Consider the following 16,927-nt stretch of genomic DNA (forward strand, 5'->3'; position numbering starts at 1 on the left):
ACTCCGCCACACAAAAAAGGCACCCGGCCAACCATCGCCAGGTGCCTGCCATCATGCATCCTACTCGCCAGTCGATTCGCTGCCGGACGATTCGCCGGACCCGGCGCTGGTGCCCGTACCTGTGCCACCCGTTGTCGATCCAGTGGTCGGCGCACCACCGGTACCTGACGACCCGCCGCCAGATGTCGATCCGCCCGAGCCCCCGGTCGTACCAGATCCCCCGGCGCCACTGGAGTCACCCGTGCTACCAGACCCGCTATTCGGCGGCGACGTCGTGCTGCCACCGGTGCTACCGCCTGTCGTTGGCGGCGTGGTGATATTGCCGGGTGTCGTGCCGGTGCCGTTCGACGCATCTGTGGAACCGTCGTCTCCCGTCGAGGGAGCGGTGGTACCATTATCCGTCGTGTTCCCAATCGATGTCGACGACGAGTTGTCAGTCGCATTGTTGGTGGCATTCGCGGTCGTATTCGCCGTAGCGTTGGTCGTGTTGTTATCCGGTGCGGTCGTGTTTGCAGTTTGGCCCGATGTCAATGGCGCAGACGATGCACTCGTCAGATTGAACTGTTCCGGGGGTACCCCGGCTTCCGCTAAACGAACGATATCGCTGAAGATCTTCGCCGCGTTCGCCGACGGATCTAATGGCGACATAGTCATATGGTGCTCTGGCGACGAGACATCATAGCCAATATGGATAGAGCCCACCAAATTCGGCGTGTAACCGTCAAACCAAGCGTCGCGAATCCAGTTTGGATGATCTCCATTTAATCCAGTGTCGTACTGAACTGTACCGGTCTTACCGGCGACACCCCACCCAGGCACCTGGGCCGACGTACCCGTACCGTAGTTCACAACATCTTCCATCAAACTGGTCATCGTCGCAGCCGTCTGCGGACTCATAATCGTCTTCGACTGCGGTTGGAACTGATAAATGGTCTGCCCCACCTGGTTGACAATTTGGTTGATTAAATGCACTTTCATCTGAACGCCATTGTTGTCAAACGGCTCGTACGCCTGAGCCATCTCAACCGGGTTCACGCCATATTGCATGCCCCCAATCGCGACACCCAAATGCTGTCTGTCCTGCGCCGTCAACTTGATGCCGTCCTTCATCGCAAAGCTCGTCCCCGTTTGCAGCCCAATCTGTTGCAAAAGCCAGACGGAGGCGACGTTTTGCGACTCTTGAAGCGCATATTGCAGCGTCACTTTCGCCGGTCCGTCGACACCTTCCCAGTTCTGCGGGACGTACCCACCGCCGAAGTCCTGCGGCGCGTTGTCGAGAATCGAATCCGGCCCCCATTGTCCACTCTCTATGGCAGGCGCGTACTCCATAATCGGCTTAATCGATGAACCCGGCGAACTGTTGCTGTAAATTCTATCCATACCTAAAGGCGTATAGTCCTGTTTACGCGATCCCGCTGCGCCCGTGATACCACCCGTCGCTGGATCAACAAACACAGCTGCACCGTCGACCGGCCCTGGGAAGTCGCTGTCGTACTGGCCACTCCAGAACACGTCCTCCACCGCCTGCTGCACATTTGGCTCAATCGTGGTATAGACTTTCAGACCGCCTTGCAACAGCTGTTGTGCGGAAATCCCGTTTTTCGACGCATAGTCGAACAGCACATTGGTGAATAAGGGATGCGTGTCCCACGTCGAGTCCGGCAGCGAGTGATACGACGCGCCCAGCGGCTGCGCCTCTGCCGCCTCTGCCTGCTGCTCTGTGATGTACCCGTACTTGACCATGTTCTCCAACACCTGATTGCGCCGTTCGCGGGCTGCGGCCGGGTGCTTGAGCGGGTCGTACGCGGAAGGGGCCTGTGGCAACCCTGCTAGCAACGCTGCCTGAGCCAGCGTGAGTTGATTCGGGTCGTGCGCCAAGTCGATACCAAAATACCGCATCGCTGCCTGCCCGACACCCACTGTGTTTTCACCTAGGAATACCTTGTTGAGGTACATCGTCAGGATTTCTTGCTTCGTGAAGTCCTGATCAATATGCACCCCCATCGCAATTTCCTTCAACTTATACGACAGTGTCTTGTTGTCATTCAAAAAGACAATCTTCGCGAGCTGATCTTCGATGGTACTGGCGCCCTGTGACGTACTGTTGGTCGTGATGTCGACGACGACAGACCTGAGAATACTCTTCAAGTCGACACTGGAGCCTGTCCAAAAATTATGATCTTCCGTCGCCACAATGGCGTTCTGCAAGTTCTTCGGAATGTCACCATAACTTAAGGTCGTCTGCGGCGTACCGATTTTCTCGTAAACTTTTCCAGAGGCGTCGTATACCACGGTTGGTTGCGGCGTCGCCGTCAGTTTCGCAATGGAGATAGGTGTCATTCTCAGCAGCACAAAATAACCGACGACTGCCAACACGGCACCTGTCAAAAAGAGGCCGCCAATGGTATACACAAAAGCCCGAATCCCTCGTCGTCTTGAGCCGCGCTTCTTACCTGACGAATACTTCTCCGATGCTGACTTTCTCGAAGTCGACTTCTTCGAAGTTCTCTTTGAAGTTGGCTGCGAGTGAGTCTTGGAACGCTTCAACTTGTTGTTTCCTCCCAGCAGTAAAAATACGAAACCTCGATAGAAATGTCGTGGTCATCAAAGAATATGAAACAAATCTTCTACGAATGCCCATCGCGTACAATGCACAACAAAGATTTTACACGTACTCTCGTATGATAGATCTTTTTAGATAGATTTTTAGATCTATGATATTGAAATCATGTTGAAAAATGAGCCACATGTACGCAGCATTGCGCTACGAGAATGAGCCACCTTAGACACCCCTTCGGACAAAAAGAGGGAATCCAGCTCGCAAGCGGCCCCCTCTGTCCCCATTCCATATCAACGTCGAACGTCACGCGCTTCCCGCATTCACGGGCCCACTGGCACACGTTAGCGCAACAAGTTGGTCTTCGCAAGGTGCAGCCAAATTATTAGAACAAGTCCTGAGCCAGGTGTTGGACGTGCAGGCAAGCGAGCAATTGAAAGCAGAGCCTTATGAGCGTTGTGAAGAACGTCAAGAATATCGAAATGGGACGCGTGAACGTGCCTTACAACTCGAGTGGGGCGGATTGTCCTTCGCGTTCCCCGGCTTCGAAACGGTACGTTTTCAACTGAGTTGTTCAGTCGATATCAACGTAGTGAACAAGCTCTTGTCCTGGAGCTGAAGGAGATGGTTGAAAATGGCGTGCCCACACGCCAAAGTCCACATATTGGCTTCGATGTCGATTTCAAGGACGATGAGTTCCTTCTATTCCGCCGTTTTAACACCACCCACGACATACACGCGCACGGGACGCTGTGCAGACGGATCTATCGTCTCGCGCTCGAATCGCATGCCGATTTTCTGCATCACGCGCTCTGACGCGTGATTGCCAACTTGACAAATGCTGATAATTTCGTCGAGGTTGCAGTCCTGGAAACCAAAACGCAAGACTTCCTTAGCCGCCTCTGTCGCGATGCCAAGTCCCCAAAACGGAAGACCGAGTCTCCAGCCAATTTCTACGGCTGGCAGCACTTCCGGTAAAAACGTAGGCACAGAAAGACCGACAAAACCTGCGAGTTGCTTAGTTTCGCGCACTTCGACCGCAAATAGACCGTACCCCCGCTCCTCCCATCCCGACTCCCAGCGGGCGATGGCCTCCCTCGTCTCATCCACGGTTGCAGGTACCCCTTTGCCTATCCAACGCATCACTTCGTCGTCGGCGTTAATCGCTGCCATGGCCGCGACATCATTTTCTGTCCAACGCCGTAGGATGAGCCGCTCTGTCTGTAAAACCGTCATCACGGTTCCCTCCTGTTCGCTGTGTTTCGCGAATGATCGAAAAATCCGAAAAACTAGTACAATTATCATATAACATAGATGGACGTGGTAGCTCAGGAAACAGCGGGCTGAACGTGACACCCCACTGTTCCGCTCTACCACCAGTCCCAATCGCTTCCCACACGTCGGCCTGCGGAGGGAACTACTTGATTTTTGAGTCGAAAGATTTATACGTAGACATAGTTGACCCAATGGATATCCAGGAAGCGGTGATCCCCATAAACGTACCGCCAAACAGAATGGCACCCGCACATCCAGCGAAGGCATTCGGGGTGACAACTGGCAAGAGTACGCCAACCGCCTGCAATAAATAAGCTACCACGAGGATTTGAACGTCGCCGAAGCGGCGGGCCAACATGGATCCAAACAGACACGAGGGCATAGCGGCCATCCCGGCCACCACCCAAAGATAAGGTGCAAACTTGTGCAATGCCGGCTGGCTCGACGCCATGTCGACGAGGAATGTGGCTGTGATGATGTATCCTAGACCCTCACAACCATAGGCGACAATGAGCCATGAGAACAACCGCTTGTTCGCAACCGCATGCGATATAGCTTCGGTCGGCTGCCCGTTCGCCGCCGTTCTGGGCACCCGAATGCACTCCATGGCCGGGATGCCAAGACAAATGCTCAACACCATCATGCCAAGCCAAGTGCCTTGCCAGGCAAAAGCATGATTGATTGCAGGAACCAATGCGCCCGTTACGGCGATACCAAGACCCACGCCGCCATAGACGACACCCGACAGCGCTTGACGATTGTGCCTGGCCAATTCATCCATCACAATACTCGACACCATCACAAACACCACAGCGCTCGATAGACCAGACAACAGTCGCACAATCAGCCAAAGCCAAGTTTGAGACGTCACAGCCATGCATCCGGTTGTCGCGATACACAGGCAAAGCGAACATCGAAACGCGAACTGACGATGGCGGTGTAGCCACGAGACGAATCCTGCAACGAAAGCGCCGAAAAGATATCCCAAATAATTACTCGATGCAAGGTAGCCCGCCATGGCGCTCGAAAAATGGGTCTCTTCCTGCATCAACGGCAAGATGGGTGTATATGCGAAGCGACTGACACCCATGGCGACAAACAGCGCAAGTGCACCCCCAAAGAGCGACGGCCACACGTTACGCGGGTGGTCACTGACAGCTGATTGTTGAATAAACAAGATGATTGCAGTCCTTGTGGAATTGCGAGACTTGGCCATTTTCACTGCCGTAGCGAGGACGAAAAGTGTGACCAAGGCCGCTGAGCAGCTCGGCTACGTTCAATCGAACATCACCGCCCGCATCCAGCACTTGGAGCGCACACTGGGCACACCGCTGTTCCGTCGGCGTCCGCGGGGCGTGTCGCTGACGTCCAGTGGTGAGACGCTACTCCACTACGCACAACGAATTCTGGCACTGTGTTCCGAGGCCGAACGCGCCCTCCAAGATACGCAGACACCCAGTGGACAACTGCGCATTGCCGCCATGGAAACGACGACGGCGACCCGACTGCCCGGGATTTTAGCGAGATATCACGAAGCGTACCCAAATGTCGAGTTGGTGCTAAAGACGGGATCGACCAATGAATTGATAAACGCCGTCTTGCACGATGACATCGAGGCTGCGTTTGTCGCGGGGCCCGTTCAACATCCACAGCTTGAGACGGTCGCCGTCATCGAAGAACAACTCGTGCTCATCGGTCGTGACGGCCGCCTCGAACTCGCACCGACGGATAACGCGACGATTGTCGCGTTTCGCGAGGGGTGCTCATACAGAAAGCGCCTCGAACAATACTTAGATCACGTCGGCATCACATCCCGCCAGGTAATAGAACTGGGGACACTGGATGGGATATTAGGCTGTGCAGCTGTCGGCATGGGCATCTCAATGGTCCCGCAGTCGGTCGTTGAACAGAGTCGCTACGTTGTCGACGTAAGCTATCTTCCAGACGAGTACGGCCGTGTCCCGACGGTGTTGATTCGCCGCAAGGATGCATTTCTCTCTGCGGCGTTGGCCAAGTTTATTGAGGCGGTTCAATGTATGTAAGGAACCCATTAAATGGAGGCTGCAGGGAGTCGTGACACACAAGGCCGTCACCATCGCACTCACGCGCGCTCCCGCAGGGCCTCCACAACATCTTGCTCAAGTTCGCTTGGCGACACGGTGGGCGCAAAGCGCTTCAATACTTTTCCCTGTCGATTGACCAGAAATTTCGTGAAGTTCCACTTGATGGCCTGGCTGCCCAGAACCCCGCCCGCTTCCGATTTTAAGTACTGATACAGCGGATGCGCATTTCGCCCGTTCACATCAATCTTCGCAAACATCGGGAACGTCACGTCGTACGTCACCTGGCAAAACTGCGCAATCTCCGCCTCCGAACCAGGTTCCTGTTTACCGAATTGGTTACATGGAAATCCGAGAATCACAAATCCCTCATCCTGATATTTTCGATATAACGCTTCGAGCCCTTCGTATTGCGGGGTAAATCCACACTTACTCGCCGTGTTGACGATGAGCAACACGTTCCCCTGATACTCTGACAAGGACTGTGTTGAGCCATCAATGCGCTTCGCCGTAAAATCATACACGCTCATGCCTAATCACCTCTTTGCTGAGATTCCTCATGTGATTCAAATTCGGTTGAAAGACACCAATTCCTTCATCCCCCACATCTCCGACTTGACGCCCACGGCCAGTTTGCTACGCTGGGAGAGGTGCTAGACACCGACATACGAGTACGCGCAGGCGCAACGGTTTTTTGCGTATGCCGGCCACGACCGGCCCTCTGCATGAGTACAATTGAAGGAGATTCAACCATGTCTATCAATCGAGCACAGTCCGAACTGTGGTTTCACCGCGCAGAAGCGGTCATATTAGGCGGCGTCAACAGCCCCTCAAGAAGTTATAAATCGGTCGGCGGCGGGACGCCCATTGTGATGGCGCGTGGAGCGGGATCTAAATTCTACGACGTCGACGGCAACGAATACATCGACTACTTGGCCGGATATGGCCCGTCCATCCTAGGTCATGCGCACCCGGAAATCACCAAGGCCATCCAAGAAGCGGCCGAGGATGGCGTCCTTTACGGCACGCCGACGACATCAGAGGTGCTGTTCGCCGAAAAGTTGCGACAGGCGATTCCGGATTTGGAGCGCATCCGCTTCGTCAATTCGGGGACGGAAGCCGTTATGACGACAATCCGCGTGGCGCGCGCCTACACCGGTCGCACGCGCATTATCAAATTCGCAGGCTGCTACCACGGCCATTCCGATGCGATGCTCGTGGCAGCCGGCTCAGGCCCGTCATCGATGGGCGTCCCCGACAGCGCCGGTGTGACGAAGGCGACAGCCGAAGAGGTCATCACGGTGCCGTTTAATGACCTGGACGCCTTCGAACAAGCGCTCATTGCACACGGGCACGACGTCGCTGCGGTACTCGTCGAACCGATTGTCGGAAACTTTGGCATCGTCGCGCCAAAAGATGACACGTATTTGAAATCGGTGATTGATCTCGCCCACCACCATGGCGCCCTCACCATTTTCGACGAGGTCATCACGGCATTCCGCTTCCACTACGGCAGCGCTGCCCAACTGTACGACGTGCACCCAGATTTGTATGCGCTGGGCAAAATCATCGGCGGCGGATTGCCCATTGGCGCCTACGGCGGTCGGCGTGACATCATGGAGAATGTCGCACCACTGGGTCCTGCCTACCAAGCTGGCACCATGGCCGGCAACCCACTGTCGATGCGCACTGGCATCGCCTGCCTAAGCGTCCTGCAGCAACCGGGGCTCTACGAGGCGATGGCAAAACGCGCCGAGCGGCTGGTGAAGGTGACACATGAAGCGGCGGACAAATACCATGTGCCCATCACCATCAACCGGGTCGGCGGCGCATTTACAGTCTACTTTGGCCACCACGCCGTACACAACTACGACGACGCCCAAGCGACAGACAGCAAGCAGTTCGCGCGCTATTTCCACTTGCTGGCGGACAACGGCATCCTTATCGCCCCGTCAAAGTACGAAGCGTGGTTCGTCTCTGCCGTGCACACGGACGAAGATATCGAGCAAACCTGCGACGCAATTGACCGGGTGTTTCAGGGACTCGCTTAATCCGTCTTCGGCCTTTTCCGATAGGGATTGCGAGAGTCGACCACGATAGTTTGGTGCGACGGTACAAAGTAGTGCCGCGGAATATCGACATAAATATACCTGTCAATGTAAACAATCGGACGCGAAATGGGTGCCATTGGCCAGTGTGATATGTGCTTACGCGGATGGACTGGGTAGTTGGAGTCGTTCGGGGAACGCATGTCATCACCCCCACAAGACATTTGACGATGCACCATTGCATGAAAATGTCAGGTGGGATAGCACGGTCACCCGCCCATGACCAAGCCCGATGACGCGTGAATTAGGCGTCTTGGCAGATACAAGTGGGGACCGTCAACGCACTGACGATCCCCACTTTCGCTGAAAAAGCCATGTTCCGCGGACAGCCATGATTGGCGCAACGACGAACCTTGCAAAGGAGTAGCCTGCAACCCGTGAATCTGCGCCCACTCCCCGCGCAAAATGCCCATGCGAATGGAATCTAAAACACGCCTTGTGCAATCGCACCCACACGAAAACGCGACATAGGGCCCATGGTGGGCCCCGTCCGCAGCTCTTCAGCTTTCCTGGCTATTGCGGACCCGGCGACGCAAGGTCTAACAAGACTTTTGTCATCGTCGTTTTAGTGACCCGTCCGACCACGTGCAGGCGATAATCCCCGGAATCCTGCGAGGTGACATCCACCGGCTCCACTACAGGCAGCGTATCCACCTTATTGTTCACCATTTTTCGTGCGGCATCGAGTATGGTATCTTCTGGGCTAACCGTGACTACGTTTGGAAACCGCGTCATAATCATACTGACCGGGATAGACGTCGCCTGCGTGTTGCCCAGAAGTGTCTTTAGGAGATCCTTTCTCGACACGACGCCACTGAGGTAATTGAACTCATCTGTGACAATGAGGCTGCCCACGTCTTCCAAAAATAACGTGACGACCGCATCGTACAAAGAGGTTACTTCCCGTACGACGACAGGGACGGACTGAACGTGTTGCACCTCTGTAGACAACAATTTCTGAACCGATTCACTCTGTCCGTTCCTGCCTTTGCCAATAAAGTAGCCCACTTTTGGTTTCGCGTCCAAGTACCCTAGCGTCACCAGTAAAGAAAGGTCGAACCGAATCGTCGGCTTGCTCACGCCCAACAATTCAGCAAGCTGTTCCGCGATAATCGGTTCGTGGGTCTCAACCAACCGAAGAATCTCCTTTTGGCGAGAAGAGAGTTCTATGGTGGCTCCCCCCTTTCCGGCTTCGCGCAAATTCTTTTCGTCGTACTTCAGTATACACCAGCTATCAGGGGAAACAGTGCGCCCCACGCCCTCAGCGGCAAAATACGCCGAATATGCCGGATGGAAGCCACTTATTGGGACAAGACCACGCGCGCCAACGCGCCCTCTTCAGATACTGACTCACGCCGCGTGCGCTGAATCGCCGCGTGTGCTGCGGCCAGCCGAGCAATAGGTACGCGAAACGGCGAGCAACTCACGTAATTGAGTTGGTTGTCATGACAAAACGCGATAGAGTGCTTTTCACCGCCGTGTTCGCCACAGATGCCCAGTTTTAAGTTAGGCCGAACATGGCGCCCCTTCTCGGCAGCAATGGCGACGAGCGCGCCAACGCCGTCAACATCGAGCACGGCAAACGGATTCTCCAATAGCACCTTGTCGTGTAAGTATGTCTGCAGAAATTTCCCCTCTGCGTCGTCACGGCTATAACCAAAGGTCGTCTGCGTCAAGTCATTCGTGCCAAACGAGAAGAATTCCGCCTCTGTCGCAATTTCATTCGCCGTCAAGGCTGCGCGCGGCACCTCAATCATGGTCCCGATGGGGCAATGTAGCTCGATGCCCTGTTCAGTCGCCACCTGACGCGCCACGCGTTCAACGAGCGCACGCATCCGCCGCAATTCCTCGACGTGTCCCACAAGTGGAATCATCACCTCTGGCATCGGGTGCAAGCCTTCCTGCAGAAGCTGGGCGGTCGCCTGAAAAATGGCGCGCGCCTGCATCTCGTAGATCTCCGGGAACGTAAGCCCGAGTCGGCAGCCGCGATGGCCGAGCATCGGGTTCAATTCGTGTAGCGCGCGCACCTTTGCGAGCATCGTTTCAACCTCCGCCAACTCCGCATTGAGGCGCTGCACCCGTGCGTCGTCGGCGTCTGAGTCGGTGGCCGTCGGCTTATCCAGGTAAGCCAACAACGTGGCGCGCCGGGCGATTAATTCCTCCAGGCTCGGTAAGAATTCGTGCAGGGGCGGATCGAGTAAACGAATCGTAACAGGCAAACCGTCCATGGCCTTGAGAATGCCATAAAAGTCCCCCTGCTGCATAGGTAACAGCCGTTCGAGCGCCTGCTCCCGTTCTACAGTGCTGCCTGCCAAAATCATCGACTGCACGACAGGGACTCTATCTGCCGACATGAACATATGCTCCGTCCGACAAAGACCAATGCCCTCGGCACCAAATGCCCGAGCCCGCGACGCGTCCTCAGGATTGTCTGCGTTCGCCCGAACGTTCAGCGTGCGACTTTCGTCCGCCCACTGTAGCAACGTCTTAAATTCCTCCGACAACTCCGGCTCGCGAACCGGTACCGCGCCGAAAAATACACGTCCCGTGGCACCGTCGATGGAAATGATGTCACCTTCCTTGACCACCTGATGGCCAATCACACACGCCCGATTCGAGGAGTCAATCGTCAGCGCGTCACATCCACACACGCACGGTTTCCCCATGCCCCGCGCCACAACAGCCGCATGACTTGTCATTCCGCCACGGCTAGTGAGAATTCCAGCAGCCGCCTGAATCCCGTGAATGTCCTCCGGTGTGGTCTCCGTGCGCACGAGAAGAACCTGCTCGCCATTTTTCACCCACTGTGCAGCGTCATCCGCCTCAAACACTACGCGCCCCCACGCGGCCCCTGGCGACGCAGGTAAGCCCGTCGCCAGCGTCGTTGTCGCAGCGCGTTCGTCAATGGCAGGGTGCAGGAGTTGGACAAGTTGGTCCGGGTCAACCCGCAACAACGCCGTCTCCCGCGTAATGAGTCCTTCATTCACCAAGTCGACGGCGATTTTCACAGCCGCTTGTGCAGTACGCTTCGCACTCCTCGTCTGCAACATATATAATTTTCCTTGCTCGACGGTAAATTCAATATCTTGCACATCCCGGTAATGTTCCTCTAACTGTCGGCACACGCCGAGGAACTGCTCGTAAATCTCCGGCAAATCCCGCGCCATTTCCGCAATGGGCTTCGGCGTGCGAATCCCCGCGACCACATCTTCCCCCTGGGCGTTGGTCAGGTATTCTCCAAAGACGCCTCGTTCGCCAGTCGATGGGTTGCGGGTAAAGGCGACACCCGTACCAGAATCCTCCCCCATGTTGCCAAACACCATCGACTGAACGTTCACAGCTGTCCCCAAGGTATCTGGAATATTGTGAATTTGTCGGTAGACGATAGCCCGCGGATTATCCCATGAGCCAAAGACCGCGCCAATCGCCTGATGTAACTGCTCCATCGGATCCTGTGGGAACGGTCGCTCCGTCTCTTGCTCCACCAATTTGAGGTACAAGGCCACGATGCGCTGGAGCGCGTCTTGGGTCAAGTGCTGATCTGCTGTGACGTCTTCTTGTTGCTTGACGTCCGCCAAGATTTGCTCGAACTTGTAGTGAGGAATGCCTAGGACGACATCGCCGAACATCTGGATAAACCGGCGATAAGAATCGTAAGCAAAGCGCGCATTCGCGGTCTTCTTTGCCAGGCCGACCACTGTACTGTCGTTCAAACCCAGATTGAGCACCGTGTCCATCATACCCGGCATAGAAATCGGCGCGCCACTGCGAACAGAAACCAACAGCGGATTAGCTGCCGCGCCGAATCCTTTCCCCGTCACACGTTCCAACTTGCGAATCTCCTGCGCAATCTCATCCACCATATCGGGCAACAGCGCACCACCGTGCGCACGAAACGCATGACAAGCGCGCGTGGTGATGACAAAGCCCGGCGGTACCGGCAGACCCACGCGCGTCATCTCCGCGAGATTGGCGCCTTTCCCACCCAACATGTATTTGTCCAAATCTTCAATTTCGGCAAACGCGTATGCCCACTTGTTCACAAATATCGCTCCCCTCGACCCATCCATTCCAAAATAATGGCCGCTGTCTCCTCGACGGCTTTGTCACTCACGTCGACGACAGGACAGTTCAATCGCTTCATCACAGATTCCGCAAACTCAAGTTCATCTAAAATTCGTTCGTAGCTCGCATAACTGGCTTCGACGCCAAGCCCCATCATCTTCAGCCGCTCCTGACGAACAAGCGCCAGTTTGTCAGGGCGGATGGTCAATCCAAAGATCTTCTCCTTAGCCTGCAGATTGAGTATCGCGCTCGGATTTACTTCAGGTACCAAAGGAACATTTGCCACTTTCAGTCCCTTATGTGCGAGATAGATACTCAAAGGCGTCTTCGAAGTTCGAGATACGCCGACCAATACGACATCCGCCTGATGCAATCCGCGCGCCTCTCGCCCATCGTCATATTTCACAGCAAACTCAATCGCCTCAATTCGGCGAAAGTATTCCGCATCAAGTTGATGCACGAGCCCAGGCTTCGCATAAGGTGGTTGACCAATCACCGTTTCCAGTGCGCACATCATCGGGCTTAAAATATCCACTGTCAAGATGCCTAACTGCTCCGCACGCGTGCGCAAATACTCCTTCAGCTGCGACACGACAATCGTAAACGCGACGACGGCACCTTCCTCGAACGCGCGCAACAACGTATCCTCAATGACCGACAGTTCGTGGACGTTGGCCACCCTGCGAAGGACGAGGCGACCGTGATTGAACTGACTGGCTGCAGCTCGAACCACCGCCTCTGCCGTCTCACCGGCCGAATCAGACACGACATAGACGACCGGTCGTGGATGGTTCATTGAAACCTCCCCCCAACCCCAACTGAATGGCCGCGACCGACCTACCACACCGCCATCCGAGGACGGCATCTGCAGTGCATACGAACATGTCTCCACCACCATTTATGACATCATATATTCTCGTTTGAGCATTATAATACATCACAAATTTAATTTGTGAAGTCACAAATATTCGACATTTGAATTTCTCATACCACCAAATGAATCGCCAGACAGCGTATTTCAAGCGATTTTTGCACACAAACAGCCAACGCAGAACAAACAATTCAAAAACTCAACACAATTCATCCATACCATTTGTATTTATGATGTGTTATTTATTTATATAGCGTGTCATTGACGTGAGGTTTTGCATCGATACAACGGATTACTTTACAACCGATAACATGACAGCAAGGGGCGGTTCTTCATATGAAAGGTCGAATTGGCATCAATGGCTTTGGCCGCATTGGACGCATGGTATTTCGCAAGGCGCTAGAACTCAATCTCGACGTCGTCGCAGTCAACGGTACGGCAGACCCAGCCACGCTCGTGCATCTCGTGAAACACGATTCCATCCACGGCCCCTGGTCGATACCGATTCAGGCGACGGCCCGTGGCTGTGTCGTCAACGGGCGGGAAATCCAATTTTTCTGCACGCGGGATGCACATGCGCTAGATTGGGAAGCAGTTGGGGTAGACATTGTCATTGAAGCGACTGGCGCCTATCGCACATATGAGGGCGCCGCCATTCACCTTGAGCAAGGGGCGAAAAAGGTGATTGTCACAGCCCCGATGAAAGGGGAACCCGGGGCGGATTTGACCGTGATTATGGGCGTTAACGACCACGTGTATGACGACAGTCGGCATCACATTCTCTCAGGCGGATCATGTACGACCAATGCCTTGGCTCCGGTCGTCCACGTGCTCCATCACGCGTTTGGAATAGAAAGTGGCTTAGTCACAACGGTTCACGCGTACACAAATGATCAACTCAATCAGGACAATCCACATCACGACCTTCGCCGCGCTCGCGCATGCACCCAATCCATCATCCCGACAGAAACCGGCGCCGCCAAAGCAATTGGACAGGTCATCCCGGAGCTCGCTGGACGCCTTCACGGGCTGGCACTGCGCGTACCGACGCCAAACGTCTCGATTGTCGACGCCGTGCTGGGATTACAAACCGACGTCGACGTCGAGATGGTTCACGCCGTGTTACAACAGGCGGCACAAAGCTCACTGCGCGGCATCCTCGACATTTGTCGTGAACCACTCGTATCTATCGATTTTAATGGCAACGAACATTCGGCCATTGTGGATAGCTTATCGACCATTGTGATGGAAAATCACACCGTCAAAATCCTCGCGTGGTACGACAACGAGTGGGGATACTCTTGTCGGATAGTCGATCTCGCCAAAAAAGTGATAGACGAAGCCAAACGCGCTGAACAGACGATTCCACGCGGACTCTACGCTTGGCAAAGCGACGTCTATTAAATCAACACAAAAGGAGCCATCCCGCATACGGAATGGCTCCTCAATTCGATTGATAACACCGTCTGACTGCAGTGACTTAAATCACGTCACTCAGTTGCGCAACCAAGTCATCCTTCGGCTTATAGCCAATCAATTGCTTGACGACTTGACCGTCCTTGAACACCAACAGTGTCGGGATGCTCATGATACCAAATTGACCCGCAGTTTGTGGATTTTCGTCCACATCCAGCTTGCCAACGACCAGCTTATCGGCATATTCGTCTGACACCTCTTCAAGAACAGGTGCCATCATTTTGCAAGGCCCACACCATGTAGCCCAGAAATCCACCAGGACTGGTTTATCGGATTGAATAAACGACGCGAAGTCGGCATCTGTTACCTTTTGCGTTGCCAATATTCTCGCTCCCTTCTTAAATGACCACAGGGGTTATTGTACCACAATCGGGCGTCGAACATATATCGCGCAGACCAACAAATGCCCAAAAGCGACATGCCCAAATCAGACAATCAAGCGCCATTTAAACGGTTAATAGCGCAATTTGTTTGCCCGCCTGTCCGAAATGAAAGCTAATAACAGACTCGCAGTGATGAGCAGTCCGAAAATCCAATAAAAGCGGTGCATGCCATAGCGCGAGGCCATCGTTTGCATCGGCAACACCCAATATAGTGACGACGACACGAGCAACATCCAGGGTGTCAGGCGATTGTAGAATCGGTACATCAAGAACGTGAAAAGTGCAGCGCAAAGCGTGAGAATTGCTGTGAGTAACGCATCCGACGTGAAGTTCCATGGTGTCATCCAAATGCCAATGGCCGGTACAAGTGTGCTTTGAAAGACCATGGCGCCCGTGATATTGCCAGAGGCGAGACTGTCTTTCCCTTGGCGGATCCACACCACGCTGTTGAGCGTCTCCGGCAATTCCGTCGCGAGCGGGATGATGAGCGCCGACAAGACGAACGTCGGCATCCCCACGCGCACAGCAATCCGTTCGACGCCGCCCGTGAGCGTATGTGCGCCGCCGACAATCAGAGCCAAGGCGATAAACAATTGAACAAAGACGACCGTGAGGCTGGGGGTCGTTGTTTTCCGTTGAATATATAGGGGCTTTAGTTCATCCGATTCAAGTCTGTCCGATTTATCACGCACCGATAGGACGATAAAGACAATGTAAACTCCGATGAGTAACAAGGGGATAATTTGGTGGGTCGTCTCCGTGGGCACGAGGCCGGCAAACATCGCAAGCGCGTAAGCCACGAGAAAACACACGCTATCCCGCTGATACGACGACTTTCCGACATGCAGGAGGTATCCGGTAGATTTTGAACGAAAGGAAATCAGCGCACAAGCCATCACGAGTGAGCCAAGCGTCGCGAGCAAAAAGGGTGCGCCAAGAATCCCCCCGATGCCCACTTGTTCAGCCTGGTGTGACTGACTAAAGACAATCGCGGTAATCGGCACGGCCGTCTCTGGAAGTGCAGTGCCGACTGCAGCCAAAACGCTACCGACAGCACCCTGGCCTAACCCAAGCTTGCGGCCCAGCCATTCAATCGAGTTGGTGAACAATTCTGCACCAAACAGAATCATGGCCAACGAAAAAATCATTTGCACAACCAGTACCAAGCCAGATCCCCTCCAGACTACATCACGCCTGTCCTTAGACCGTACGCGGATGCCGTCTGGAATATGACAAGCCGGAGCCAGTCTCCAGCGTTTCCGAAAATCGTTCACACGCAAATTCTTGACGTTCTATTGATACTGCTTTTCCGTGTGGCTCCTGCCGCCAGGCAGTCGCGAAAACCATTGTGGACGCAAGCGCCAGAGGCTGGGGATGAGCAACACGAGATTCACGACGACATAAAACCAAATAAACGTCAGCCAATCTCGTCCTGTTCCTGCCACCGCCCCTTCAAGTGAAGCTTCCACGTAGAGCGGATTGAGGGCCAGAATAAAATTCGCCCAATGCAGGCTGAACAACTCAATCGGGTTTTGCTGATACATCATCTTCAGCCCATACCCCACCGCACCAAACACTACCATCATCACAGAGACCGTGCCATAACAAAGCACCGTGCTCCAGGTCGAACGCAAGGCAATCGTCGAGAACAGCACACACAGCGTCGCAATCATCACAATCGTGAACAATTGAAAACCTAAGACGGCAATTAACTCCTGGGGTACAGCCCCGCCGTACAGGAACACCAAACTGTACACAGGCAGTGTGACAACGACCAGAAGCACCAATAGCGCGCTCGAAGAGAGAATCTTACCAAGCAAGATGCCAATTGGCGACAATGGGGTCGTGAGGAGAACCGCGAGGGTCTTGCGCTCACGCTCACCACTGACGGCCCCTGCCGCAAAGGCAGGTGTGAGAAACGCCACGACGACCATCTGCAGCAAACTCAAAATGACAAACACCTGTTGGCTCTTCGTCGGCTGCACGAGATATAACTGTCCCTGGACATTTTCATAGAGCAAAAAAAACGTCAATATCACCATACAGAGGACATATCCCGTGATAATCACAGGTGTGCGCATGGTTCGCATCCGTTGTCGAAATTCCTTTTCCAATAGCGGGTTGGTCCGCAT

At 54.4% G+C, this 16,927-nt stretch carries 13 protein-coding genes and 1 pseudogene; 4 read left to right on the forward strand and 10 right to left on the reverse strand.

All coding sequences use genetic code 11. The features are described from left to right. Positions 1–60: 60 nt before the first annotated feature. The gene (locus J3482_RS02785) at positions 61–2,547 is read right to left on the reverse strand and encodes a transglycosylase domain-containing protein (protein WP_223204293.1); all 2,487 of its coding nucleotides are present in this window, start codon (positions 2,545–2,547) and stop codon (positions 61–63) included. 344 nt (positions 2,548–2,891) lie between these two features. Here J3482_RS02785 and J3482_RS02790 point away from each other — a divergent pair. Then, a pseudogene (locus J3482_RS02790) lies at positions 2,892–3,223 on the forward strand (transposase); the annotation flags it as partial. A gap of 36 nt (positions 3,224–3,259) precedes the next feature. On the opposite strand, the gene J3482_RS02795 reads toward J3482_RS02790, so the two are convergent. Further along, positions 3,260–3,793, reverse strand: a complete 534-nt coding sequence (locus J3482_RS02795) for a GNAT family N-acetyltransferase (RefSeq protein WP_206922019.1) — start codon at positions 3,791–3,793, stop codon at positions 3,260–3,262. A 181-nt stretch (positions 3,794–3,974) separates the two neighbouring features. Further along, the gene (locus J3482_RS02800) at positions 3,975–5,009 is read right to left on the reverse strand and encodes a YbfB/YjiJ family MFS transporter (RefSeq protein WP_206916772.1); all 1,035 of its coding nucleotides are present in this window, start codon (positions 5,007–5,009) and stop codon (positions 3,975–3,977) included. A 1-nt stretch (position 5,010) separates the two neighbouring features. Between J3482_RS02800 and J3482_RS02805 the strand changes: the two genes are divergently transcribed. Beyond that, positions 5,011–5,874 carry a LysR family transcriptional regulator gene (locus tag J3482_RS02805; protein WP_223204292.1) on the forward strand — a complete coding sequence of 288 codons (864 nt, stop codon included), beginning with the start codon at positions 5,011–5,013 and terminating at the stop codon, positions 5,872–5,874. 59 nt (positions 5,875–5,933) lie between these two features. Here J3482_RS02805 and J3482_RS02810 read toward each other — a convergent pair whose 3' ends face one another. Beyond that, entirely contained in the window at positions 5,934–6,422 is a 489-nt protein-coding gene (locus J3482_RS02810; RefSeq protein WP_146824564.1) for a glutathione peroxidase, read from the reverse strand. Between the two features lie 228 nt (positions 6,423–6,650). Between J3482_RS02810 and J3482_RS02815 the strand changes: the two genes are divergently transcribed. Continuing rightward, positions 6,651–7,943 carry a glutamate-1-semialdehyde 2,1-aminomutase gene (locus J3482_RS02815; RefSeq protein WP_438938574.1) on the forward strand — a complete coding sequence of 431 codons (1,293 nt, stop codon included), beginning with the start codon at positions 6,651–6,653 and terminating at the stop codon, positions 7,941–7,943. Positions 7,944–8,513: 570 nt separating this feature from the next. Here J3482_RS02815 and J3482_RS02820 read toward each other — a convergent pair. The 3 genes from J3482_RS02820 to J3482_RS02830 all read right to left on the reverse strand — a co-directional run bounded on the left by J3482_RS02820 (position 8,514) and on the right by J3482_RS02830 (position 12,861). Next, positions 8,514–9,200 carry a CBS domain-containing protein gene (locus tag J3482_RS02820; RefSeq protein ID WP_146824562.1) on the reverse strand — a complete coding sequence of 229 codons (687 nt, stop codon included), beginning with the start codon at positions 9,198–9,200 and terminating at the stop codon, positions 8,514–8,516. 101 nt (positions 9,201–9,301) lie between these two features. Next, positions 9,302–12,043: a pyruvate, phosphate dikinase gene (gene ppdK / locus J3482_RS02825; protein ID WP_223204291.1), complete on the reverse strand. Its 2,742-nt coding sequence runs from the start codon at positions 12,041–12,043 to the stop codon at positions 9,302–9,304. Next, positions 12,040–12,861: a pyruvate, water dikinase regulatory protein gene (locus J3482_RS02830; RefSeq protein WP_146824560.1), complete on the reverse strand. Its 822-nt coding sequence runs from the start codon at positions 12,859–12,861 to the stop codon at positions 12,040–12,042. The genes ppdK and J3482_RS02830 overlap by 4 nt, the downstream gene beginning before the upstream one ends. A gap of 411 nt (positions 12,862–13,272) precedes the next feature. Between J3482_RS02830 and gap the strand changes: the two genes are divergently transcribed. Continuing rightward, the gene (gene gap / locus J3482_RS02835) at positions 13,273–14,340 is read left to right on the forward strand and encodes a type I glyceraldehyde-3-phosphate dehydrogenase (RefSeq protein WP_146824559.1); all 1,068 of its coding nucleotides are present in this window, start codon (positions 13,273–13,275) and stop codon (positions 14,338–14,340) included. A gap of 76 nt (positions 14,341–14,416) precedes the next feature. On the opposite strand, the gene trxA is transcribed toward gap, so the two are convergent. The 3 genes from trxA to J3482_RS02850 form a co-directional block, all read right to left on the reverse strand. Next, on the reverse strand, positions 14,417–14,734 hold the full coding sequence (trxA, locus tag J3482_RS02840; protein ID WP_021298239.1) for a thioredoxin: 318 nt from the start codon (positions 14,732–14,734) through the stop codon (positions 14,417–14,419). 132 nt (positions 14,735–14,866) lie between these two features. Further along, positions 14,867–15,961 (reverse strand): sodium:calcium antiporter, encoded by a 1,095-nt coding sequence (locus J3482_RS02845; protein ID WP_146824558.1) that lies wholly within the window; start codon positions 15,959–15,961, stop codon positions 14,867–14,869. 126 nt (positions 15,962–16,087) lie between these two features. After that, on the reverse strand, positions 16,088–16,927 hold the full coding sequence (locus J3482_RS02850; RefSeq protein ID WP_146824557.1) for an ABC transporter permease: 840 nt from the start codon (positions 16,925–16,927) through the stop codon (positions 16,088–16,090).

The sequence above is a fragment of the Alicyclobacillus suci genome (genome assembly GCF_017329615.1).
Classification (GTDB): Bacteria; Bacillota; Bacilli; order Alicyclobacillales; family Alicyclobacillaceae; genus Alicyclobacillus; species Alicyclobacillus suci.

Excerpts from the sequence above, each read along its gene's own strand:
- J3482_RS02830 (WP_146824560.1), bottom strand. The coding sequence starts at position 12,861 with ATGAACCATCCACGACCGGTCGTCTATGTCGTGTCTGATTCGGCCGGT.
- gap (WP_146824559.1), top strand. The coding sequence starts at position 13,273 with ATGAAAGGTCGAATTGGCATCAATGGCTTTGGCCGCATTGGACGCATG.
- J3482_RS02805 (WP_223204292.1), top strand. The coding sequence starts at position 5,011 with ATGATTGCAGTCCTTGTGGAATTGCGAGACTTGGCCATTTTCACTGCC.
- J3482_RS02850 (WP_146824557.1), bottom strand. The coding sequence starts at position 16,927 with ATGCGGACCAACCCGCTATTGGAAAAGGAATTTCGACAACGGATGCGA.
- J3482_RS02810 (WP_146824564.1), bottom strand. The coding sequence starts at position 6,422 with ATGAGCGTGTATGATTTTACGGCGAAGCGCATTGATGGCTCAACACAG.
- J3482_RS02795 (WP_206922019.1), bottom strand. The coding sequence starts at position 3,793 with ATGACGGTTTTACAGACAGAGCGGCTCATCCTACGGCGTTGGACAGAA.